The sequence below is a fragment of the Neobacillus camarae genome, assembly GCF_054950115.1.
Genome location: NZ_JBUCKX010000001.1, coordinates 1272845 through 1297309, shown reverse-complemented (window position 1 = coordinate 1297309; position 24465 = coordinate 1272845). Strand labels below are relative to the sequence as shown.

The 24465-nt window shown below is 40.6% G+C and carries 16 protein-coding genes; 2 read left to right on the top strand and 14 right to left on the bottom strand.

The window, feature by feature from the left end:
* Window positions 1-208: 208 nt before the first annotated feature.
* The 3 genes from ACY8D0_RS05920 to ACY8D0_RS05910 all read right to left on the bottom strand — a co-directional run bounded on the left by ACY8D0_RS05920 (window position 209) and on the right by ACY8D0_RS05910 (window position 4327).
* Entirely contained in the window at window positions 209-1321 is a 1113-nt protein-coding gene (locus ACY8D0_RS05920; RefSeq protein ID WP_462409550.1) for an alpha/beta hydrolase, read from the bottom strand.
* A gap of 180 nt (window positions 1322-1501) precedes the next feature.
* Window positions 1502-3022 carry a glycoside hydrolase family 43 protein gene (locus ACY8D0_RS05915; protein ID WP_462409549.1) on the bottom strand — a complete coding sequence of 507 codons (1521 nt, stop codon included), beginning with the start codon at window positions 3020-3022 and terminating at the stop codon, window positions 1502-1504.
* Between the two features lie 39 nt (window positions 3023-3061).
* Window positions 3062-4327: a glycoside hydrolase family 1 protein gene (locus ACY8D0_RS05910; RefSeq protein ID WP_462409548.1), complete on the bottom strand. Its 1266-nt coding sequence runs from the start codon at window positions 4325-4327 to the stop codon at window positions 3062-3064.
* A 214-nt stretch (window positions 4328-4541) separates the two neighbouring features.
* Here ACY8D0_RS05910 and ACY8D0_RS05905 point away from each other — a divergent pair, with 214 nt between their 5' ends.
* Together ACY8D0_RS05905 and ACY8D0_RS05900 are read left to right on the top strand one after the other, a co-directional pair.
* A complete protein-coding gene (locus tag ACY8D0_RS05905) occupies window positions 4542-5549 on the top strand; it encodes an AraC family transcriptional regulator (RefSeq protein ID WP_462409547.1) in 1008 nt (335 codons plus the stop codon).
* Window positions 5550-5745: 196 nt separating this feature from the next.
* The gene (locus ACY8D0_RS05900) at window positions 5746-5961 is read left to right on the top strand and encodes a helix-turn-helix domain-containing protein (protein WP_462409546.1); all 216 of its coding nucleotides are present in this window, start codon (window positions 5746-5748) and stop codon (window positions 5959-5961) included.
* Between the two features lie 106 nt (window positions 5962-6067).
* On the opposite strand, the gene ACY8D0_RS05895 is transcribed toward ACY8D0_RS05900, so the two are convergent.
* From ACY8D0_RS05895 to rhaS, 11 genes are all read right to left on the bottom strand, one after another.
* On the bottom strand, window positions 6068-6973 hold the full coding sequence (locus tag ACY8D0_RS05895) for an alpha/beta hydrolase (RefSeq protein ID WP_462409545.1): 906 nt from the start codon (window positions 6971-6973) through the stop codon (window positions 6068-6070).
* Between the two features lie 116 nt (window positions 6974-7089).
* Window positions 7090-8379 (bottom strand): MFS transporter, encoded by a 1290-nt coding sequence (locus tag ACY8D0_RS05890; RefSeq protein ID WP_462409544.1) that lies wholly within the window; start codon window positions 8377-8379, stop codon window positions 7090-7092.
* A gap of 1272 nt (window positions 8380-9651) precedes the next feature.
* The gene (locus ACY8D0_RS05885; protein ID WP_462409543.1) at window positions 9652-12156 is read right to left on the bottom strand and encodes a GH39 family glycosyl hydrolase; all 2505 of its coding nucleotides are present in this window, start codon (window positions 12154-12156) and stop codon (window positions 9652-9654) included.
* Window positions 12157-12259: 103 nt separating this feature from the next.
* On the bottom strand, window positions 12260-13024 hold the full coding sequence (locus ACY8D0_RS05880; RefSeq protein ID WP_462409542.1) for a DeoR/GlpR family DNA-binding transcription regulator: 765 nt from the start codon (window positions 13022-13024) through the stop codon (window positions 12260-12262).
* Window positions 13025-13216: 192 nt separating this feature from the next.
* Window positions 13217-16126 (bottom strand): family 78 glycoside hydrolase catalytic domain, encoded by a 2910-nt coding sequence (locus tag ACY8D0_RS05875; RefSeq protein WP_462409541.1) that lies wholly within the window; start codon window positions 16124-16126, stop codon window positions 13217-13219.
* Window positions 16127-16238: 112 nt separating this feature from the next.
* On the bottom strand, window positions 16239-17534 hold the full coding sequence (locus tag ACY8D0_RS05870) for an MFS transporter (protein ID WP_462409540.1): 1296 nt from the start codon (window positions 17532-17534) through the stop codon (window positions 16239-16241).
* 182 nt (window positions 17535-17716) lie between these two features.
* Complete coding sequence (locus ACY8D0_RS05865) at window positions 17717-18985, bottom strand: glycoside hydrolase family 1 protein (RefSeq protein WP_462409539.1); 1269 nt, start codon at window positions 18983-18985, stop codon at window positions 17717-17719.
* Window positions 18986-19167: 182 nt separating this feature from the next.
* Window positions 19168-20193: an AraC family transcriptional regulator gene (locus ACY8D0_RS05860; protein WP_462409538.1), complete on the bottom strand. Its 1026-nt coding sequence runs from the start codon at window positions 20191-20193 to the stop codon at window positions 19168-19170.
* A gap of 250 nt (window positions 20194-20443) precedes the next feature.
* Entirely contained in the window at window positions 20444-21697 is a 1254-nt protein-coding gene (rhaA, locus tag ACY8D0_RS05855) for an L-rhamnose isomerase (RefSeq protein WP_462409537.1), read from the bottom strand.
* Between the two features lie 21 nt (window positions 21698-21718).
* Complete coding sequence (gene rhaB, locus ACY8D0_RS05850) at window positions 21719-23137, bottom strand: rhamnulokinase (protein WP_462409536.1); 1419 nt, start codon at window positions 23135-23137, stop codon at window positions 21719-21721.
* 250 nt (window positions 23138-23387) lie between these two features.
* Window positions 23388-24437, bottom strand: coding sequence for a rhamnose ABC transporter substrate-binding protein (gene rhaS / locus ACY8D0_RS05845; RefSeq protein ID WP_462409535.1), 1050 nt, complete (start codon window positions 24435-24437; stop codon window positions 23388-23390).
* Between the last annotated feature and the right edge of the window lie 28 nt (window positions 24438-24465).

Here is a 24465-nt window from a genome sequence, read left to right as displayed (position 1 = left end):
TCCTTATATCAAAGAATCTTAAATAAGTTGAAAACGTTTCCTATTACAATTAGTATGATATTAGAAATCATCGGAAGATGCCTTCCCCTTTTTGACGGAAACCATGCCGATATTTGTTCTGTTTTATACATAGAGACTTATCCTTCAAGATAAAAAGGTATAAAAAAGAGCCCCTGGTAAAAAAGGGCTCAGGTCTAAGAATTAGTAGTTATAATTCCTTCATTGCTTTTGCGATTTCAATGCACAAATCCTCCGCTTGTGGAGCATGTCCCAATTTATCGATAAACGCATGGGTCATTCCTTTATAACGGAAACAGGTAACGTCTACTCCTGCATCTTGAAGCTGCTTGGCATAGAACTCTGTGTGAATGCGCAAGCCGTCAAACTCAGCACCTGCCAAAATCGCTTTTGGAAGTCCTTCATGAGTTGCAGCAAGCATCGGGCTAACATATGGGTTATAGATATCTTGCTCTTCAGAAATATATGCACTTAGGAAAAGATCATCTCCGAACTTTGTGGGTCTTCCAAGCGTGAGCAGTCCATTGATTATATCTTTGTGCTCTTCTGACTTATCAAAGAAGCTTTCACTCCACTCATAACCATTCACCTTTGCATCTGCCTTCGTGACCGCCGGATAAATCAGCACTTGCATCGCAATCTTTGGTGTTCCTTCATCTCTTGCTTTTAAACAAACGGCCGCTGTATAGTTTCCGCCAGCACTATCCCCGCCAACACAAATTTTATCAGAGTCAATGCCGTATTCTTCAGCATGATCATAAACATGCTTGAGCGCGTAATAATTGTCATCTAAACCATTAGGAAATGGCTTTTCCGGTGCTAAAGAATAGTCTACGTTAAAAACGACAGCGTTTGCTAGTTCAGCTAATAGTTTGCAGAAGTTTTCAACCGTATAGACGCTTCCCCCAATCCAGCCGCCGCCATGGATGAATAACAATGCAGGCCGTTTCCGGTTTTTTTCAGATTTTCTTGGATAGTATCGCCAGAGGCCGACTGTATTTCCGCTATCTGTGACTTCTTCATATTTTGTGTGGATTTCCACTGTATTTAAGTTATAGTTTGGAAAACCCATATTTTCCCTCATGATGGGAATTAACACTTCCATAGGAGGGACTGCAGCAGGCTCTTTCCCTTCTAAATTGCCTGCCCAATGATTATCCAAAAGGCTTAACTCCAGAGGATCTAGGTATCCTGGCCGGTCTTCCCCAGGGCTTGGTTTTAAAATAACGTTTACTCCGTTATTTTGTATGATAGTAGTTTCCTTTTGCAACTGGTCGACTACGCTTGTGTCATATTTACGCATAGTTACTATCTTCCTTTCTATAGATTACTAGAGACAATAAGATATGTAATCGTTTTCTAAAACCATTATATAAATTAGCTAGTTTCCCTGCATTACCTTTTTTACCCGAAAAGGTGCCGTATTTTGTTCTAATTGAATAGAAACAGACACCAAAGAGAGCACGATAACGTGCTCTCTTGTTTAAATATTGTATTCAAACCAATCGAAATAAGCAGGAATCCTTATGTTTCGGCCATTGCCTGAAGCGTATAAGCCAAAGTAGACCCCCGTAAATCCTCCGGCTACTTCAGTTGAAAGAAGTGAACATTCACCAGATCCTAAAATAACAGGCTCTCCATCTGGCGGCTGATAGGCAAATGTGTAATCTTTGGCATCTGCATGGACCGTTAGGATTATCCCATTTTGTCCGTACACATGCTCCGCTTCAACTTTCCAAAGGGAACCGATTCGCCGTCTGACAAAGACTTTCTTTACGCCTTCACTCATTCCTAAGGCTATCTCATAATGGAATTTCTCATTCATGAAAACGGTTAGGCCTGCCTCTTCCCCCTCCACAGTTGGAGAGAATTCAAGAAGTGTTGAAACGTTGCAATTAAAATGCTCCTGCCTGCGGCCGACGAATGCTTGAGAGTCTAAGTCATCCAAACTTGTTGATCTCCCATATAAAGTAAGATATCCAGGCCTGTCCGTTAAAAACCAACTTTCCTCACCAGGATTACGCAGGAAATTCCAACAAAAATCTAAGGTAGTCTCATTAAAGTCATCTCTATATTTCAACTTTTCACTGTCGCCTATTTTCAATGTTCTTGCGTCCATTTCTAATTCAACTTGGGCACCAATGATGGGCCACCCCGCCTCATTCCAGTCGGCAGGTGCCAAGAATGTTTCCCGACCCAAATGATGATGCTTGCCGCTAAACGGAATAGGGGCAGGACGTATGCCTAAAAAGACGGTCCACCAGCTGCCATCTGTATATTGAACTAAATCGGCATGCCCAGTTGCTTGAATGGGACTAGCACTGCTGCGATGGGTCAGGATTGGATTATCAGGATGACTTTCAAATGGCCCGAACGGCCGGTCACTGCGAGCCATTGTTACCATGTGCCCGTATTCCGTTCCTCCTTCCGCAATCATCAAATAGTACATGCCATTTATTTTATAAAGATGCGGTCCTTCAGGATGGGCTCCGCCCGAACCTTGCCAAATGAATCGCCGCTCCGTCATTATTTCCCCAGTATCCACATTAATTTCGGCCTGGTAAATGCCCATCGGTTCTCCGGTAAAGATGTCCTGCGTTCCTGTTAAATAAACCTTCCCATCATCATCAAATAAAAGGGAGGGATCAATCCCCGGCCATTCCAGCCAAATGGGTTCCGACCATGGGCCTTCCGGCTTTTCGGACCAGACAATGAAGTTTTTTCCTATTGTTAGATTGGTAGTAATCATATAGAAGCGGCCATTATGGTATCTAAGGGTCGGAGCAAAAATGCCCATGGAACTCTTTGATTGATGTAAAGGCAGCTGGCTGTTACGGGTTAAGCAATGACCAATTTGCTTCCAATTGACAAGATCCTTTGAATGAAAAATCGGAACGCCCGGAAAATATTCAAAGGAACTTGTGACTAGATAAAAGTCATCTCCTACTCTACAAATACTAGGATCTGGATGGAAGCCGCTAATGACAGGATTCTTATAATTCATAAATATAGATTCCCTTCTTTTGAAATTAAGATGTGTTGACTACTCATTCACAGCATTGTTCTTTGAAATTTCACCGAGGACTCGACCGCTCATCTTTACCTTCCGCTCCTGTGTATCACGGTTCACAGCAATAACCCCAAACTTCGGGTCATAGCCAAACGTCCATTCATAATTGTCAAAAGTGGACCAATAAAGATAACCTAATACCGTAATCCCGTCCTCCATACAAGCATGCAATTCTTTAAGTCCCCGTTTAATGAATTCAATCCGGCGGCTGTCCTCATTCGTTGCAATCCCGTGTTCCGTCACCATAACCGGAATATCCAGCTCGTTTGCTACATTCCGAATGGTTCCGGCCAGTGCTTCTGGATAATACTCATATCCCATCGCAGTTACTTCCGTTCCTGCAGCAAGCGGAACCTGTCCGTCAGGACCATATATTTCTCGGGTGTAGTTCTGTACTCCAATAAAGTCATCATCTTTCATAACCGATTTAAATTGCCCAAAGTAGTCATGCCAAACTTTTGCGGCCTGTTCTTCCCCGCCTTCAATAGCTTGGATTTCCGGCAGTGCCAAGGAAAGTCCGACCTTGGTTGATGGGTTCATTTTTCTAATCACATCACGTGCTTTTCGATGTGCATCTTTGACAATTTCTAATGAATCCTCGTCGGAAGCCATATGGAAGGTGAAATACTGATCGATGGTGGTTCCGCATTTTTGCGCAGCGGATTCACGCCAGCCAGGAGCGGTCCATGTTTTGGCGTCCATGCCAACAGGAGGCATAAAATTCATATTAATAAATAATTCTTTCAACATGATTGGTAAGTTCACTTCATTCATCGTGACCACATATGGAATATCCTGACCCAATTCCTTAAAAACCGCTTCACAATATCTTGCGAAAAGATTAGCAGTCTTCGGATTTTTCCAGCCGCCTTTCCGCATCAGCCATTGGGGGGAGGTAAAATGCATCATTGTCACCACTGGAGTAATATGGTTGTCATAACAAACTTTGATCACATCACGGTAATGGTCAATTGCTTCCTGTGAGTAGATGCCTTCCTCCGGCTCAATTCTTGCCCACTCAATTGAAAACCGATAACTATTGAGCCCAAGGCTCGCCATCAGTTCGATATCCTGTTTATAAAGACGATAGTGGTCGACAGCATCTCCAGAAAAATCCCTATATGGCGAACCCTCTGAGTATTCCTCCGCCCACAAATCCGATTTATCATTGTTTCCTTCCACCTGATAGGCAGAAGTTGCTGTTCCCCAGAGAAAGCCTTTCGGAAAGTCATAAGTCATAATCAAGTACCTCCTATAAAATCAACCTAATTTAATAGTATCAATCACTTTCAATAGAAATAATGTTAAAAAGCAAGGTCTTGATTGCTCGAATCATAGTTTTTTAAATCATTTAAATATCCTCAAAACATATACACTTTTACTACTTATCAAGAAAAACATTTTTAGATTAAGATATATATTATTACTCAAATCCTTAATGACAGGAGCAATTATGTATAAAACAGAACTGGAAAATTACTTGGAGTCATTTCAATTAGGACCTATTAATCAAGAAAAGGTCTTAAATGAGTATAAGCCCATGATTGTAGAAGTGAACGGGGAACCTGTTTTTCTTTTCAATCGTACATTTGATATTACCGATTCCCCCATTGATGAAAACGTATCTATTTCCATGCAGCCCTATGAGTCGGAAATACCGCTTCACATGCATGATTATATTGAGATGATGTTTGTCTATAGAGGAAACTGTGAATTGACGATAAAAGGGGAAAAAATTACTTTGAGGAAAGGGGAGCTCATTTTAATAAACCATGAAGTTCCCCATAAAGTAGCTTCCATTACAAAAGATGATATTGTGATAAATATGATCCTTAAACAGGACTATCTATCTCCAGCCTTCTTAAGGAGGCTATCACAAAAAAGCATTATCTCTCAATTTATGATTGAATCGCTCGTTTCTCATCGTAAAAATAATCAATTCCTGATTTTCAGGCCGAAGGAGCATACGAAAGTTACCGAAATCATGGAAAACATTATGTGCGAATTTTTTGATCGTGACTTTGGTTCTAAGGAAATCATAGACTCATACTTAATCGTTTTATTTTCTACCTTAATTCGATACAATCACAACCAAACAAAAAATGAGACCATCAATCAACCGTTTATTTCTTTAGTAGCATTCCTAAAATATATTGAAGATCATTATCGGGACTGTTCCCTCGTTCAAATGGCTAAGACCTTTGGCTTCAATCCAAGCTATCTGTCCACCCTTCTCAAAAAAGGTACTGGTAAGTCATTTAAGGAGCTGCTCCAAATTCAACGTTTGAACCAAGCTGCCTTATTTCTGGCTAATACGGACATTGCGATACCTGAAATCGCTGAAGAAGTCGGTTATTCAAGTGTTACATTCTTTTATAAAAAATTTAAGGAACTGTTTCAGGATACACCAAATAGTTATAGAGAACGACATCAAACAAGTATAAAAATATTACACAAATAAAGCAATTCGCACCAATTTTAAAAGGGTTCACTACAGTAAACAAATGCAAATAGGGTGCGAAATCGCAGTGATTGTCTCACCCTATTTTTTATTGCTGTATCCATGTTTTGGGTGTTTGAAAATAAACGGTAAAATTCCGTTTAAATTGGGAATTACCCATATTTTCCTTTAAATAAAGGCAGTTTTTCTGTTTTATATGCTCCATATCTTGGGGTTTTTTCTTAGAATGAACAAAGTGATGGAGTTATTAAAAAATCAGGATTTTTCGGTAGAACAGGTTGCGCAGAGAGTTAGATATGCTAATGGGAATTACTTTAGTAAATTGTTTCGCTCTTATTTAGGGATATCGCCTGGAAAGTACCGAAACAATAAATCATTTGTTCTAGTGGATCATTTAATACTGGATTTTTAAATCGTTCATAAAAAATGAGTGCCAATTCTATATACAATTTGGCACTCACTTTCCAGTTTCCATTAAAGTTGGGTTTTAATTGGTACTGATAGATTTGTATCTTCTCCTACCTAAGATGTTTTTTCAACCAATTACTGGCAAGCTCCACCCAAATCTTGCAGTCTGCATTTAAATGGCTAGGGTTACTTGCTGTTGTTTCATCACATAAAGATAAACCATGTACTCCACTTTCAAAAATATGCAGTTCGTATGGCACTTTATGTTTAGCTAGCTGCGTGGCAAATCTAAGTGAATTCTCTGCATATACAAGAGGATCATCAGCCGTATGCCAAATGAAAGATGGCGGTGTTTGAGTGGTTACATAGTTTACAGGGCTAGCCTCTGAAAGCTGTTCATCACTAGGATTAGGAACGCCGAATACCGCTTTATTCGAAATCTGAAAAAATCCTTTTTCAAACTCTGCTGCTTCTGTTTCAAGCTTTTCCTTCATGACCTGGTAATCGAGTAGTGGATATCCAAGAATAACAGCATTAGGCTTGAATAACTCATTATCAGCATGAAACTTTTCATTTAATAGGCTGCTGTTCCAATGGACAGCAAGGCTGGCTGATAAATGGCCGCCAGCAGAAAAACCACAGATTGCTATTTTTTCAGGGTCCACATACCACTTTGATGCATTTTCCCGGATAATCAGCATCGCCTTGGCTAGATCAAACAAAGGCTGCGGATAAGCGGAATTCTTATTTGGCTCAGGAGGATTTTGGAAGTCCTTTACCCATTCCTGATAATAAGTCGTGTAGCGAAGAACAAAGGTATGATATCCAAGAGAAGCAAACTTTAACGCAACAGGTTCAGCCTCGCGGTCAGAGGTTCCTAAATATCCCCCTCCCGGACAAATGACCACTGCAGGACGCAACTGATCCTTTTGAAACTCCATTGAGTTATTAAGAATGTAAGTATGTAATGTTACTGAATCGTTATCATCCCAAAGCTGAATTTTTTCTATTAACATATTATCATCTCTTCCTCATGTAATGAATTCCCCTATTTTCCATTATACTCTAATTTTAACAACGATAGGGATGAATCTATATCCTGCTTGATTCATCCCTAGTTATTCATTATTGATTAAACTGCTTTAACATTAATATCTTTTTCAGTTTCCAACTTTGACGCCATTTCCGGGATTGGAAGAACGGCAACCGCTGAAAGGATGGAGAAAACAGCTAAAACTAGGAAGAAAAGTGTATAGCCATCTCCGCCAAATAACTTTACTCCTAACGCGATTAACGCTGGTGCAGCAAAATTTACTAGTGTAGAAGCCAAGTTTGTTGTTGTATTCATAATGGAGATATCTTTTGCTGCATTCTCTTTGGAAGGCAGGATACGGTTTACAAGGGCATTATCTACTGCACCATACATTCCAAAACCAAAATTGAAGATAAAGTTACCGACAATCACCCAAGTGATGCTAGAAGAGAATGCAAAAGCAATTAAACAAATTCCTGTTATAAGAGCTGCTCCGATGACAAAAGGCTTTTGTTTTTTTACTTTATCTGATAAGAAACCACCTAGTATTCCCGCAGCAACCATTAACGCAATAGTAGGAGCCGTAAGTGCCATGATTTGAAAAATCTTTGTCTCACTCAAATGAAATCTTGCAATATAGAATAATGTTAACATGTTCATGCCTGCATTTGAGAAGTTAATTAACAGCTTTGTTAATAGCGCCCAGGTATAAGAAGGGTACTTTTTAAAACTTGGATAAAAGCCACGAAGACCAATTGATTTCTTCTCAGCCTTTGCTGCTCCGGCAAAATAATTGTCCTTTATTAAAAGGGCTGCTAAAAATCCACCAATTAATTGTACGATAATAATCGTAATCATTTTTTCTTCAAGAGTTGATTTAGCAAAGGCTCCCATTATCATTTGACCGGTCATAACGAAAGCAGGGGCAGAGGCACCGATTAGACCAGACACCCGGCCAAACTTTTCCTGTTCTACTTGTTCAGGAACAACGGCGTAACATGAGAGTGAAACCATACCGTAAAAAAAGTTGGTTAAACACAAGGCAATGACAAACACTGGGATCGATGAGGAAAACGTAAGGGCTAACATAGAAAGAGCACCGCCAATACTGCCCGCTATCATCCAAAACCTTCTCCTGCCCATCTTTATCCGGGTTTTATCTGCGATCACTCCGCTAAAAAGTCCAAAAATGACAACGGCTATCCCGGAGATCCCTGTGGCTGTAGCAAAGGCAGCGGTTGCATGTTCTTGTCCAACAATTTTTATCACTATAAAAGTAGAAAGTCCGAATCCCAATAGTACTAACGGTGCGATTGAGGTTCCAACACCTAGCATGGCTGCCACTACTAACCTAACAAAGGGTGTTTTATTCAATGCAGTGTTCTCCATTATATTACCTCCTTATAATTTAAAAACTTCCATTCATAAAAATGATTTCGATCATTCTGTTTGAGTCCTTATTACTGGAAACGCTTCCTTATGTACTTCATTATAGAGAGATGAAAACCTTTTCACTATCCCAATTTTGTTCAAAGCAATTACCGGAATTGTCTTTTCTGTTTTTTTTAGTCCCTTTTTACTAATTTTGGGCAACAAAAAAAGGCAGGTGCTCCTGCCTTTTTCACGGCCACGTTGAACCTCTCTACGTGGCCCACTTTTGTTTTTTTGTCTGTACTCGGTCACGTAACTCTCTACGTGACCCACTTTTGTTTTTTGGTCTGTACTCAGTCACGTTGAACCTCTCTACGTGACCCACTTTTGTTTTTTTGTCTGTACTCGGTCACGTAGAACCTCTCTACGTGACCTACTTTTGTTTTTTTGCCTGTTCTCGGTCACGTTGAACCTCTCTACGTGGCCCACTTTTGTTTTTTTGTCTGTACTCGGTCACGTAACTCTCTACGTGACCCACTTTTGTTTTTTGGTCTGTACTCAGTCACGTTGAACCTCTCTACGTGACCCACTTTTGTTTTTTTGTCTGTACTCGGTCACGTAGAACCTCTCTACGTGACCTACTTTTGTTTTTTTGCCTGTTCTCGGTCACGTTGAACCTCTCTACGTGTCCCACTTTGGCTTTTTTGCCTGTTCTCGGTCACGTAACTCTCTACGTGACCCACTTTTGTTTTTTTGCCTGTCCTCGGTCACTTAGAACCTCTCTATGTGACCCACTTTTGCTTTTTTGCCTGTTCTCGGTCACGTTGAACCTCTCTACGTGACCCACTTTTGCTTTTTTGCCTGTTCTCGGTCACGTAGAACCTCTCTACGTGACCCACTTTTGTTTTTTTGTCTGTACTCGGTCACGTAGAACCTCTCTACGTGACCCACTTTTGCTTTTTTGCCTGTTCTCGGTCACGTAACTCTCTACGTGACCCACTTTTGTTTTTTTGCCTGTCCTCGGTCACGTAGAACCTCTCTATGTGACCCACTTTTGCTTTTTTGCCTGTTCTCGGTCACGTTGAACCTCTCTACGTGACCCACTTTTGCTTTTTTGCCTGTTCTCGGTCACGTAGAACCTCTCTACGTGACCTACTTTTGTTTTTTTGATTGTTCTCGGTCACGTAGAACCTCTCTACGTGACCTACTTTTGTTTTTTTGCCTGTTCTTGGTCACGTAGACCTCTCTTATGCCCACTTTCGTTTTTTGTACTAATTTTACAAATATCGTTTACGACAGATTTTGAGGAATCATTTCGAATAGCTGTACTTCATGCGGGGCGAGTTGGGTGGTCAAGATATAATCCTCCTCAATCCTTATCTCACTTATTTGAAGTCTGGGATGACTTGAAGTTTGCAAATAACTTACTTCTTCCGTTCCCAAAGTTTGAGGCGCTCCCATCTCAACCCATTTGTCATAAGAGCTGCCATTTTGCCTGTTTAGTTGGTACTGTTTCAATTTGTAGAATCCTTTTTCCAGTCCATTTATCATAAACTTCATTTCTACCGGCTGTTCATTAAGGAACACATTATATCTATTTTGCAAGTCTATATTTGCATGCTGATTCATGCAATAGAACCGGTCATAATGGCAGTAATGGTATAAGAGAAGCTGAAAGCCTTGAGTGTTTTTAGTAAGGAAATACCCTTCTCCTTGGGCAATCAGTTGATTCCCCAATTTTCCTAGCAACTCATATGCCACGAAGGCTGGTTTTGGAATATTATGATTGGTGATTAATCCAAGTCCCCCGTGGAAACTGTTAACAGCTGACCTTCTCTCCTCTTTTAAATCAGTAATTGTCCAATAGCCAAAACTTTGAATCGAGTCGATATTTTCTAACATGTTTTTTACGATAAAAGCCGCCTTAAAGCATGTGTCATTCGTTAAATCCCGATGATAGGCAGTGGAGTTCCATTCAGAAAGATGAATTTCAATATTCCCCAAACCGTATTCTGATAAAATCTGCTTAAGATCAGCAATCCGGTTTTTGAGAAAGCTCTCATCTCTGGAAATATATCCAAAATCCATCGCCTTTTCATTAGATGTATTTTTCTTTTTTTCAGTATCCATTTCCTCATGCGAATAGCAGTGAAAGGAGATAAAGTCAGGAATACAATTCTCTTTTTGACAAAAGTTTAAAAATTGCTGTAACCAGTCACTATTTTTAATGGAAACAATACTTGGTCCGCCTACTTGATAATCGGGATTCATCCCCTTAATGGTTTCATAGCTATTTTTATACAAGGAGCAATACCCCTCAAAAGTGCCTCTCCAGAAAATATAAAAATCCGGCTCATTCCATACTTCGAAGTACCATTTCAGTACTTCTTCTTTTCCATAAAGATTTTCATAATGGCGGATAAACGCTCGTAAAAGGTTATTCCATTTTTCTATATCCTTTGGTTTACTAACGTTGCTTTCTTTGTAAAAAACCGTTTCATGGCTGTCTGCTAAATCTCTCGGCATAAATCCTAACTCGACAAACGGCTTCACTTGTATACTTTGTAAAAAGTCCATAAGCTTGTCTGTGTATAGAAAGTTATATTCAGGATTACCTTGTTCATCTTCCCCGTAAACCATCATTTCATCATCAAATATCCCATGAAACCGCAGATACTGGAAATCAGTGGCCTTTTTCACTTGCTTTATCTGGTTTTGTATTTCACTGAAAAGACACTCTTTCGCTTTTCCAACTGTCATGAGGGTCTTCCAGGTATGACTTAGCGGTTGAACTCTTTCTTCTGCATTTATTTTAATAGACTTTTTATCCACCGCTTGATTTTTGACTACTATTGATTTCTCACTGCTGGGCAAAAAGGCAAACAACTGGTCAAATGCCTGTGTTTTGTCAATTTCAACATAGTTGGCGAGTGTCACCTTGTTACTCTCCGTTTTCTTTGGTTCCATCTCAACGGCACGGCGGTATTCACTTGGAGTCTGGTGATAAAACTCCTTAAATGCCCGGTTAAATGCCTTCACACTGGCAAAGCCATTATCAAGGGCAATCTGTGTCAGTGGAATATCGGTATAAACAATATCTTTCACCGCGTGATCAAGCCGAATGCTGTCCACATATTTGGAAAACGGCATTCCTAAATGCTTTTGAATGAACTTAGATAGATAATGCACCGACAAAAATTCAATTTGGGACAGCTCATTTAAGGTGATTGGTTGTTTAAAATTGTCCTTCACATAAGAAGTAATTCTAAGCAGCCGTTCAATATGCTTCTGGCTGGAAACCTTGTTTTCTTTTTCTGTTTCTTCTTTAAAATTCTTCATCAATAGAAAGATTAGCTGAAAATATAAGGATTTAATTTGTAACTCATACCCCTCGCTTTCTTTGTTAATCACCCACATCATTTGTGCTAACAAAGAACGCAATTCATTAAATTCCTCTTGATGGTTTTCATCGTATAAAAATGATTTACAAGAAAAGACGAAAGAGTCCACATCTTTGATATTCTCTTTTAATTCAGGAATAGGCACTTGAATGGTCAATAATAAATTTTCTTCTTGGTGCTGGATGGCATGAATATCATTTGCATTAATAAGCAATAAATCTTTTTCATTCAGTACATAACGTTTATCGTTAACAGAAACGCTTACCTTCCCTTTTAAGACAAAAATAATTTCGATACTGTCATGCCAGTGATTCGTCACATAATCCACGCTATTAAGAAAAATATGCATGGGTAGTCCTTGGTTCATTTCAATCATTTCATATGTAAAGTTCATTGTGGTCACCTGTGAGATTCATTTGATAAAAGTATACCTTATTTTACTTAAGACTCCATTAAACCAAAAGAAAAAACAGACCTTTACTGGTCTGATTTTCTTTTTAATCGGCTATTAATACTCTAATATTCATTTCCTCTAACTGTCTTTTTGTTTCTTCATTTAAATTGGAATCTGTAATGATACAGTCGACCTTTGAAATAGCACAAATTTGCGAAAAAGCCTTGTTCCCAAATTTGCTGGAATCTACCATGATGATTCTCTCGTCTGAGATGTCCATCATTTGCTTTTTCAGCAGCGCTTGCAATTCATTCGTGTCACTTAATCCTCGTTCAAGGTGAACCCCTTTACATGATAGCAACACTTTATTGACATGATACATACCCAAGGACCGCTCCGCAAGTGGCCCCACAAACGAAAGTGATTGGGCAAGCAAAGTTCCTCCTGTAGAAATGACCCTGATTTGTTCTTTTTTGCTGAGTTCAATCGATACTTTAATAGAATTCGTCAGAACCGTTAACGGCATGTCAGGCAATTCCTTTGCGACATACCACGCGGTTGTGCTGGCATCCAAAATAATTTGATCACCCGGCTCAATCGTTCGAACCGCAGCTACCGCAATCGCTTTCTTTTGTTCAGCATTAGTAATTTCTCTTTCCAGGTACGATATCTCTCCCTGATTATCTTTTTCAATGCTGACGGCACCGCCATGACTGCGCATTAATAAACTTTCTTTTTCAAGCTTTTCAAGATCACGGCGAATCGTTTCTTCTGTAACTGAGAATATTTTGCTTAGTTCGGAGACCCGAACACTTAAGCGTTCATTGACCAATTCAACAATCTTCTTTTGCCTTTCCGCTACAAGCACTTTGATATACCCCTTTTCTGCCACCCATTTTGATTTATGTTGTTTTATGTTTGTTTTGTATTTGTTGTTACATTAAATATAACATAAATTTTTGAAAAACAAATACATAAAATCAAAAAATAAACATGGAAGAGGCTGAATCCACGATGAAACAAGCCAATCAATGAAGCTGATTGGCTTGGGCTATACGTATTAGACTAGGACGGCTTCCCATTCAAGCTGGTTTAATTCCTCGATAATTTGTGTTACATTTTCACGAGTCAAAGGATTCTCCGGCATTTCAACTATTTCCTTCAAACTTTTTGTTTTAGTGCCGAATATGCCAGGCGGTTTGGTAATGCCAGGAGCATATCGCTCTAAGACTATCACTGCGTCTTTGTATTCCAAGAAGTCAATTAAGGGAGTCTCCTCCGTAAACCTTGGCTTTAGACCATGTTCATTTCGATAATTAAAGTGATAGGATCCTGAGCCGACCATTACCCGTACCCCTTCTGTATATTCTTCAGAGGAATGAATGTCCGCGGCTGACAATGGCTGGCCGCTTTCCAAAACCACAGAAAGACGTGCGTTAGGCAATAGAATTTCAGCCGTTGTGTTTGCTGGAATTTCTACTACGATTTCTACCACATCATTAGTGAGCCTCCATGCAGAAAGAACCTTGCCATACATGGATTGATAGACCGCTTTTGCGTGGGTCAGCACAATCCCGCCAAGCTTTGGTGCTATTTTAATTTTCTTATACGCTGGACTTGCTGGATCCATATCCAACCCGGCAACCACTTTGTACAGCCAATTTCCGATCGACCCGTATGCATAATGATTGAAGGAGTTCATTTGATCACTCCAGAATGAGCCATCCTGCTTAATACTGTCCCAGTGCTCCCAAACGGTCGTTGCCCCTTTTTTTACCTGATAGAGCCAAGATGGGAAATCATCCTTCATCAATAGCTTGACCGCGGTTCCATGGTAACCACCCTTTGATAAAGCGAGACAAATATATGGGGTGCCAACAAATCCCGTATTCAAATGATAATCATTTTGCATAATCAACTCATTCAGTTCGCGTGCTGTCCTTTCTTTTGCTTCCCCCTCCACCATATCGAACATCAAAGTAATAATATGTGCCGTTTGAGTTGGTGACACCAATCTGCCTGACGGTGAAACAAATTCATGATTAAATTGCTCGATAATCTTTTTCAATAGAAAGCTATATTCTTCAAAGTCTTCGGTTTTTCCAAGAACTTCAGCCGCGTCTCTTAGAATTCTTGTTGAATGGGCATAAAAGACAGTAGCAATAAAGTCTCTTGGCGTGGCTCCAACAAAACTGTTTTCTTTAGCATCAAGAGCGAGCCAGTCGCCGAAATGAAACCCAGTGTTCCATAAATATTCATTTTTTCCCTGACGGCGAATATATTCGACCCACGCCTTCATACTTTCGTATTGTTCAGAGAGTAATCGTTTATCACCGTAAGTCTGATAAACCGTCCAAGGAACGATGGTGGCTGCATCTCCCCAAACAGCGGAACCGACCCCGCCCTCCACATTAGGAATGACAAATGGCACATTTCCGTCGGGAAGCTGATCCGCTTTTAAGTCCCTGAGCCATTTTGTGAAAAAAGCCCCTCCATGATAGTTAAATAAAGCTGTTGGAATGAATACCTGTGCATCCGCGGTCCATCCCAGCCGTTCACTCCGCTGCGGACAATCTGTAGGAAGATCAACGAAGTTTCCTCTTTGCCCCCAAACAATATTCTGCTGCAACCGATTCACGAACGGATCAGAGCATTCAAACTCCCCATTCGGTTCCATATCAGAATGGATGACTTCGCCGATAAAGTTTTCCAAAGACAAACCTTTGTCTTGTCCCGGATACCCTTCAATTTTTACATAGCGGAAGCCTTGGAATGTGAAATGTGGAGCATAGGTTTCCGTTCCTTCGCCTTTTGTCACGTATTCAATCTTTTGCCGGGCAAATTTCAAATTTCCAAAATAGATATTCCCGTCTTGATCCAGTACCTCAGCATGCCGGAGAACAATTCTAGTGCCTGTTGGCGCACTTACTTTAAAGCAGATTCGTCCCACCATGTTTTGCCCCATGTCGATGACTGTATCACCAGTAGGTGTAACAAATGAAGCAATTGGTTTAAGTATTTGTGTCACTCGAGTTGGAACGTTTTCCTGTGCGGCCAAATTGGTAATGGGCAATTCCTGATGGATCGTATCAGCCCATTCATAATCGTCATAACCGGGATTACTCCAGCCTTTCTTTTCAAGCCTTGCATCATAAATTTCCCCATGATAGATCTCTGAAAATAAAATCGGTCCGGTGGAAGCTTTCCATGTGGTATCCGTTGAAATTACCTCTTCGGAACCATCATTATAAATTACATGAATCTGAAAGAACGCCGCCCGTCTGTCCCCGTAAATATTACGGTTACCTTCTTTGACGAGGTTCCCTTTATACCAGCCATCAGCCAATAGAATGCCCATTACATTATCACCCGTTTGAAGCTGCTCCGTAACGTCATATGTTTGATATTGCAACCGATTATGATAACTTGTCCAGCCTGGTGACAGAAGTTCATCCCCCACGCGTTTCCCATTTAAAAATAATTCATATAAACCTACTCCGGTCCCATAAATACGAGCAGAGGTTATTTCGGCTTTAAGTTTGAAGTCTTTTCTAAGAAGAAAAACGGCTTCAGAAAGCGGGTCGATTCCCGCAGAATCTGGGGTAATCCATTCAGCTTTCCATTCTACAGGTGATAACAGGCCCATTTCCCAAAAACCGAGGTCACTCCAATTCGACACATTGCCAAAGTTATCCCAGACCTTTACACGGTAAAAATACCTCGTGCGGGAGTTTAACTCCGGACCGCCATATTCAATATGTATCGATTGATCAGATTGGACCATCCCTGTATCCCAAATCGGTTCGGAGAAGTCCTCACGTTCAGTAGTTACCTGAATATGATAGGCCGTTTGCATCGTCCCCCGCCGATCTGATTCCATTTTCCAACTGATTCGCGGTCTTGTTATATCGATTCCAAGCGGATTATTTTTATACTCACATGTTAATGCATTTACTGTTAAACCTGTCATTTATCTATTCCTCTCAATCTACAAACTTGTTTACTTAAAATACAATAGGGATGAATTTATACCAAGGTACGATTCATCCCATTTTATATGATTTACTTATGAAATGATTGCATTACACAGCTTCTATGTCAGAAGTATCATTTCCTGCCTCCAGCTTAGATCCCATTTCAGGAATTGGAAGAACAGCCGCTGCAGAAAGGATGGAGAATCCCGCTAATACTAAGAAGAATAGTGTATATCCATCTCCGCCAAACATGCTTGCTCCTAAAGCAATTAACGCAGGTGCTGCGAAGTTTACTAAAGTCGACGCCAAGTTTGTTGTCGTATTCATTATCGAGATGTCTTTTGCTGCATTCTCTTTTGATGGAAGAATCCGGTTTACAAGGGCATTATCAACTGCAGAGTACATTCCAAAACCAAAGTTAAAGAAAAAGTTTCCAATCACGACCCAGGTCACGCTAGGTGAGAAAGCGAATACAATTAGGCAAATACCTGTGACCAGGGCTGCTCCCATAACAAAAGGCTTTTGCTTTTTAATTTTATCAGATAGAAATCCGCCTAGGATACCAGCTAAAACCATCAGCATAATGGCAGGAGCCGTGAGTCCCATAATTTGAAAAATCTTTGCTTCGCTTAAGTGAAATCTAGCGATATAGAAAAGGGTTAACATATTCATCCCAGCATTTGAAAAGTTAATCAGCAACTTTGTTAATAATGCCCATGTATAGGAAGGATATTTTTTAAAGTTAGGATAGAAACCCCGAAGGCCAATCTTACTCTTTTCCGTTTTTGCCGCTGCCGTTACAACATGGTGATCTTTTATAAGCAAGGCAGCTAAAAATCCGCCGATCAATTGAACGATGATGATCGTGAACATTTTCTGTTCAAGCGTGGAACTTGCAAAGACACCCATAATCATTTGTCCAGTCATAACTAGTGCGGGTGCTGCTGCCCCCATTAATCCGGAAACTCGGCCAAACTTCTTAGGTTCTACTTGTTCAGGAACAATGGCATAGCATGACAGAGAAACCATCCCATAAAAGAAATTCGTGAGACATAAAGCAATGACGAATACCGGAACAGATGATGCATAAGTTAAGGCTAACATGGACAGTGCCCCGCCAATACTTCCGGCAATCATCCAAAACCTTCTTCTGCCCATCTTTACTTTTGTTTTATCAGCGATTACTCCGCTAAACAACCCGAAAAGTACAATCGCTATGCCAGAAACCCCGCTTGCTGTAGCAAACGCAGCAGTCGCATGTTCCTGGCCGACAATTCCAATCATGATAAAGGTAGAAATTCCAAACCCCAGCAATACTAACGGCGCGATTGATGTGCCAAGCCCCAGCATTGCGGCAATGACTAACCTCTTAAATGGTGTTTTTACAAACTGAATATTTTCCATCCCTTCTTCCCCTCCCTATTGTTCGTTAAGCGTTTTCAGTTTTCTAATGTTTGATACTATCGATTGTTAAAATCATTGTAGCAAGCGCTTTCACCTTATTTAATATTAAAATCAAAGCAGTATTTTGCTCGAATCAAAGATTTCTTTACAGCCCCTGAGTATGACTCAGGGGCCATGAATGCCTAATACGCCACCAGTGAGTTCATTTGCGCAATTTGTCCTAGGAAGCGTCCGCTTTCCTTTACTTTTCTCTTCTGAGTGGATCGGTCCACCCCAATAAGACCGAATACCATGGAATAACCGGATTGCCATTCGAAATTATCAAAGGTCGTCCAGTGAAGGTAACCTCTGACGTCAATCCCCTCTTCCAGGCATGCTTGCACCCCTTCTAAAGCTTTACGGATAAATGTTACCCTGCGGGAATCATCATTAGTGGCAATCCCATGTTCCGTAACTATGATGGGAATCGGCAATTCTTTTGCAACCTTTCGAATCACGCTCGCAAGTGCTTCAGGATAAAATTCATATCCCATTTGAGTGAGCTCTGCATCCTCCGCAGGCTTTACTTGTCCTTCGGGCCCGTATACTTCTCTCGTATAATTTTGAAGTCCGAAGAAGTCGTCCCCTTCAATCATCGGTAAATACTGTTTAAAATAACTGTGCCACTTTTTCTCCGCCAGTTCTTCACCGCCAGGAATGGACTGAATATCAGATAGGGCCATTGATAAGCCTACTTTGGTATCTGGCTGAATCTGCTTGATGGCCTCCCGTGCTTTCTTGTGAGTTTCCTTTAGTATATTGATAGATTTTTCATCGGAAATCATATGGAACGTAAAATATTTATCAATCGTTGTCCCACACAAGCGAGCGGCTGACTCCCTCCATTTGGGAGCCACCCAGGCATCCCTGCCAATACCTACCGGCGGAATAAAGCCGATGTTCGTAAACACTTCACGCAGCATCACAGGCAGATTGACTTCATTCATGGTTAAAACGTACGGAATTAAATGCCCGATTTCCCGGAATACCACTTCACAATATTTTGCAAAACGGTCAGGAATCTCCGGGCTGGCCCAGCCGCCTAATCGCATTAGCCACCTTGGTGAAGAAAAATGATGCATGGCAACTACCGGGGTGATCCCGTATTCATAACAGGTCTCTAGAACATCCCGATAATGTTCGATGGCAGAACGGGAGTATTGCCCCGGTTCGGTCTCCACTCTTGACCATTCAATCGAGAATCGGTAGGCCTTGAATCCTAAACTTGCCATAAGTTTAATATCTTCCCGATAGAGCCGGTAATGATCAATGGTATCCCCGGATTTATCTTTATACGGTGAACCCTCTGCATGTTCTTCTGCCCAGAATTCACTGTTTATATTATTTCCCTCTACTTGGTAGGCAGCTGTCGTTGAACCCCATAAAAAATCTGGCGGGAATTGAAATTCCATCTATAACACTCCTTATCTGCTAATTACTAATCTGTTCTTCCATTTTAGCAAGCGGTTTCATTCACTTTAATATTAAAAACAAAGATGATTATTGCTCGAATCAAAGATAACAGTAACGCAAATGATGAGGGGGCTGATTTGCCAAAAATAAAACCGCCCATTCGGACGGCTTCAAATTCAAATTAACCATGTATAACATGATCAGTTCCAAAACTTTCATACTTTTGTTCCCGGTATTCTTTAGGCGTTACGTGGAAAACTTCATTAAATTTTTTATAGAAAAAAGAGACACTGGAATACCCCACTTCTTCGGCAATATCCGGGATGGGCAAATCCGTATTCGTCAAATATAAGGCTGCCTTATTCAACCGTTGATTCTGCAGGAGATCCTTAAACGATTTACCGGTCGCTTTTTTTAGAACAGCCGAAATATAATTAGGGTGATATTTGTAGTGGTTTGCCATCATGGTTAAACTGCAGTCCCTAAAATGATCATCGATATATTTTAAGAAGTTTAAAACAATCGTATCCTTATGCTTGTTTTGGTCATTTTGAGTTGTTATCGTGTTGCTGTGCCGGATTAACTCCGTAAACAAGATAAAAAGATACGCATCGATCATTTCTGCGGTAAACACATCTTTTTCAAAATACTCGCACATGATGTGCTCCATAATTCCCACGACATTTGATTTTGTTTCATACGGGAAAAAGAGATAATTGTTTGCTCTTCGAGTATCAATCAGCGAGTCAATCAGAAATTGTGAAATAATACTTTTATTTGTAAAGCGTCGTAGGAAACCAGCTGACAAATAGTCATGCTTTACTTTCATTTCTATCACGATATCCGATGTCGTCGTCTGTTTTATGGTATGAGGGGTATTTTTATCTATCATGATGACCCCACCCTCAAAAAGGTTTACTTCGTCCTCCTGCATAATGACCGTACATTTTCCTTGGTACACATAAATCAGCTCAATATATTGATGTATATGCATAGGGACATAGGCATGTGGTGGACAATGGGAGATGAATATACTATCTTCAATCGGATTGATGGTGGGGTCGAAAATCATATTGAATTCATAAACCGGCTGACCATCTATGAAATCAATTGGCAGCGGATTATAGGTATTTTTAATATCATTCCAATCCGGCGGTTCCATTCTGTTGTTGGCCGCAAGTAAAGACCCCAATTCTTCACTATTCAATAGAATCCCCCCTCAATCGCTTATACTTTAGATTTATTTGCATTTTTGTAAAATCAAACCGTAAATATGTAGAATAACTCTCTCAAATTTGTAGAATAATTCAACCTTTTGTAGAATTCCACTAATATTTTGTAGAATTCCCCTCTTTTTATTGAGTCTAATGTAAAACCCCCTCCATTGTCTATAATAATTAAAAAAAGAAGACCCAATTCGGGCCTTAATATGTCCCGAATTGAGTCTTCTAGCCCTATTATCGTTTTAATAAAACCTCTTGCTCGTAAGCTTTTACTTCTTCTAACCAAGATTCTTTAACTGGAACACCCATTTGCTCGCAGTAGTAATCCCAAACAGCACCGAATGGATAGGTTTTGAATTCTTCCATTAATGCTAATCTTTCAGTGAAATTGCCTTCTTCTTGAAGCTGCTTTAATTGCTCATTTGGAACAAGCATAGCAGAAAGAAGAGCTTTGATCATGTTGCGTGTACCAATAGTCCAAGCAGCTACACGGTTGATGCTGGCATCAAAGAAATCAAGGCCGATGATCACTCGGTCTAACGCATCATTACGTACGATTTCTAAAGCGATTTCCTTTAACTCGTCATCAAGGATAACGACATGGTCACTGTCCCAGCGAACAGGTCTTGATACGTGCAAAGCAAGTTTCTCGCTGAACAGAAGCATGGAAGATATTTTGTTGGAAACTGTTTCAGTTGGATGATAGTGACCTGTATCCAACAAGCACAATTTATCGTTTTTCATAGCATAGTTCAAATAGAATTCATGGGAACCGACCACATAGGATTCTGATCCAATACCGAATACTTTACTCTCAACTGCATCCAAGTTGTACTTTTCGTCTACATCCATTGCAAAAATCTTATCCAACGATTCTTTTAATCTCTTTCTTGGAGTAAGGCGATCGCTTGGAACATCTTTATAGCCGTCTGGGATCCAGATATTGGTTAAAGCAGGTGTGCCCAGTTCTTTTCCAAAGTACTCGCCAATTTTCCGGCTGACAATGCAGTGGTTAATCCAAAACTCACGAATTTCTTCATCAGGATGTGAAAGGGTAAGACCATCAGATGCTTTTGGATGTGAGAATAGAGTTGGGTTAAAGTCTAAACCAAGACCGTTTTCCTTAGCCCAGTTTACCCAGTTTTCAAAATGCTTTGGCTCTAATTGGTCTCTTTCCACCACTTCGCCATTTGTTTCTGCGTAAATCGCATGCAGGTTTACACGGTGTTTACCAGGAATTAAGGATAACGCTTTTTCCAAGTCAGCCCTTAACTGCTCCGGTGTAGTGGCTTTACCAGGATAGTTACCGGTTACATCAATACCACCAGATAATTCATGTTGGTTCACTTCAAATCCGCCGATATCATCGCCTTGCCAGCAATGGATAGAGACTGGAACTTTTTTTAATGTTTCAAGGACCTCATCAACGTTAATTCCCCATTTAGCATACGCTTGTTTCGCAAGTTCATAGTTTTCTTTAACAGACATGGTTCATTCTTCCTTCCTTAGTTAGCTTTTAACGGGCTGTGCCGGTAAATACTTTTTTACTTCGAATGATTCTTTGATGATGGCGCGGGCCTGCTTAATGTCTTCTATTTCTCCCAGCGCCAGCAGTTGGGCAGCTATATTGCCAATGGCTGTTGCTTCAACAGGACCGGCATTTACTTCTTTATTGGTCACATCGGCGATTAACTGATTGAGCATTTCATTCTGGCAGCCGCCGCCGATCACATTAATTTTTTCAAACTGCTTTTCAAAAATTTCTTCAATTTCTTGAACTGCATCTTGATAGCTAACAGCTAAACTATCATAAACGCATTTGGCTACTTCACCAGGCGTGCTTGGAACGGGCTGTCCGGTTTCCACACAATAATTCATGATTTCTTGGACCATGTTGTCAGGTTTTAAGAAACGGTCATCATTCACATTGACAATGGCCTTGAAATCCTTTGCTTCTTCCGCTAACTCTACGAACCTAGCAAAAGAATATTCATCATTATAGTTTCGTTTCACTTCCTGAATCATCCAAAGGCCCATAATGTTTTTCAAGAAACGGAATTGGTAATCGATTCCACCTTCATTGGTAAAGTTATAATCCAATGCTTTGGTGACACAGATTGGGAAATAGTTTTCCGTTCCAATCAGCGACCAAGTGCCGGAACTGATGTAAATCGTGCCGTCTTGTTCTGGAACGGCAATCACTGCAGAACCCGTATCATGGGTTGCCGGGAGAATGACTTCCATATCAAAACCCAGTTCTGAAACCAAATCTTCTTTAAGTGACCCAAGTACTGTTTTAGGTGCTTTAATTTCTTGGAACATGTCTTTATTGATACCAAGGACATCCAGGAGCTGATAGTCCCATTTCTTCGTAAACGCATTCACTAGCTGCGTTGAAGTGGCATTCGTATATTCATTGGCCTTCTTGCCTGTCAGTAAGTAGTTCAAATAATCCGGAATCATTAAAAAGGTTTTTGCTTTTTCAAGAATTTCCGGTTGAGTTTTTTTAATAGAATACAGCTGATAGATAGTATTAAACTTCTGGAATTGGATACCTGTTTCCAAATACAATCTTTCCTTGGAAATAAGTTGGAAGACCTCTTCCATCATTCCGTCAGTCCTTGGGTCACGGTAAGAAACCGCCTCCGTAATCGGCTGGTCGTTTTCATCCAACAGCACAAAATCCACGGCCCATGTATCAATCCCAATGCTGTCTGGTTTAATGCCTAACTGGGCACATTTCTTTAATCCATTTTTAATTTCCTGGTACAGTTTATCAACTTCCCAGCAAAAGAAGTCACCTTTTTTGACAATTTTGTTTTCAAATCGATGAATTTCATCGAGTTTCAATGAACCATTTTCCATCCAGCCCAATATCAATCGTCCGCTGGAGGCACCGATATCAACGGCAACACTGTACTTTGTCATGATCATCACCTTCCGGTCGTAACCGCTTACTTACATTTCTATTCTACTAAAAATATCGTTTTTTCCAATAACGAAATTGAACTAATTTATTGTCCTTATTTGCCAACATGTTAAATATGGATGTTGAGTTCCATTCAGTCGCTCAGCAAACCAGCGAGCGTGCCTGGGAGCCTCCTCTGCGCTGGTAGTGTCTAAATTAAAAAGCCTGCAGAAATTGTTGCCAAATTTCTGCAGGCTTTGGGGGATAGTTCTAATATACGTCTTTCCACTCAGCAATGTTACTGGAATCGAATTTAAATGGATCTCCCAGCATGATTTGTGTGCCGTCTCCGTCGGCCACAACTTCTTTTTCGCCGAGGTCACCTGCGGTAAATTTATCGCCGACTTTACCGGTGATTTTACCACTAACAAGTGCTTCAGCGGCGAAACCGGACAGATAACCAACATCAATTGGATTCCACAGATACATCCAGTCACACACGCCGCTCTCAATATACTCGGCCATTTCACTTGGGAGCCCAAGGCCGGTTAGTTTGACTTTACCTTTTAAACCTTTATCTGTCAGCACCTTACCTGCCGCTGCAATACCAACGGTTGTCGGAGCAATAATTCCTTTTAGGTCAGGATAGGATTTTAACAATGCTTCCGTTTCAGAAACACTCTTATCGCGCAAATCATCCCCGTAGGCCACTTTTACCAGTTCAATATCTTTGTATTTTGGATCCTCTAATTCTTTTTTCATCCATTCGATCCAAGTATTCTGGTTGGTTGCTTGGGAAGTCGCACTAAGAATGGCGATTTGTCCCTTGCCGCCAATCATTTCGGAAATGGCTTGAATTTGAATGCGCCCGATTCTCTCAGGATCAGCCTGGTTGACGTGGACCATCCGGCTTTTGGCATTCACAGCAGAATCTAGGGAGAGAACCTTAATTCCTTGATCCATTGCCTTTTTTAGGGCAGGCTGCAGTGCATCAGGATCATTTCCGACTACGGCGATACTATCCACTTTTTGAGCGATGAGTTCTTCAATCATCTGAATTTGCGCTTCCGCCGTTGGTTGGTCCGGTGCTTTTAGGATGGCTTCATCGCCCTGCTCCTCAATTGCCTTCTTGAAACCTTCCATCTGCTTTTCCCCATAAGGATTTCCTGTATTTTTAAAAATAATCGCAAAGCGCTTCTTGCCATCCTTGCTTTCCCCGCCGCTTTTACTTCCGCTGCTGCTTGGCGCCGATTGGCTGCAGGCTGCCAAGACGGAAAACACCAAGAAGAATGAAACGAATACCATTACCCATTTTTTCATATCCTTGCTCCCCTTTTCATATTGTTTT

Coding starts and splice junctions, on each gene's coding strand:
- ACY8D0_RS05920 (WP_462409550.1), bottom strand. CDS start 1,321: ATGCGTAAATATGACACAAGCGTAGTCGACCAGTTGCAAAAGGAAACT.
- ACY8D0_RS05915 (WP_462409549.1), bottom strand. CDS start 3,022: ATGAATTATAAGAATCCTGTCATTAGCGGCTTCCATCCAGATCCTAGT.
- ACY8D0_RS05910 (WP_462409548.1), bottom strand. CDS start 4,327: ATGACTTATGACTTTCCGAAAGGCTTTCTCTGGGGAACAGCAACTTCT.
- ACY8D0_RS05905 (WP_462409547.1), top strand. CDS start 4,542: ATGTATAAAACAGAACTGGAAAATTACTTGGAGTCATTTCAATTAGGA.
- ACY8D0_RS05900 (WP_462409546.1), top strand. CDS start 5,746: ATGCTCCATATCTTGGGGTTTTTTCTTAGAATGAACAAAGTGATGGAG.
- ACY8D0_RS05895 (WP_462409545.1), bottom strand. CDS start 6,973: ATGTTAATAGAAAAAATTCAGCTTTGGGATGATAACGATTCAGTAACA.
- ACY8D0_RS05890 (WP_462409544.1), bottom strand. CDS start 8,379: ATGGAGAACACTGCATTGAATAAAACACCCTTTGTTAGGTTAGTAGTG.
- ACY8D0_RS05885 (WP_462409543.1), bottom strand. CDS start 12,156: ATGAACTTTACATATGAAATGATTGAAATGAACCAAGGACTACCCATG.
- ACY8D0_RS05875 (WP_462409541.1), bottom strand. CDS start 16,126: ATGACAGGTTTAACAGTAAATGCATTAACATGTGAGTATAAAAATAAT.
- ACY8D0_RS05870 (WP_462409540.1), bottom strand. CDS start 17,534: ATGGAAAATATTCAGTTTGTAAAAACACCATTTAAGAGGTTAGTCATT.
- ACY8D0_RS05865 (WP_462409539.1), bottom strand. CDS start 18,985: ATGGAATTTCAATTCCCGCCAGATTTTTTATGGGGTTCAACGACAGCT.
- rhaA (WP_462409537.1), bottom strand. CDS start 21,697: ATGTCTGTTAAAGAAAACTATGAACTTGCGAAACAAGCGTATGCTAAA.
- rhaB (WP_462409536.1), bottom strand. CDS start 23,137: ATGACAAAGTACAGTGTTGCCGTTGATATCGGTGCCTCCAGCGGACGA.
- rhaS (WP_462409535.1), bottom strand. CDS start 24,437: ATGAAAAAATGGGTAATGGTATTCGTTTCATTCTTCTTGGTGTTTTCC.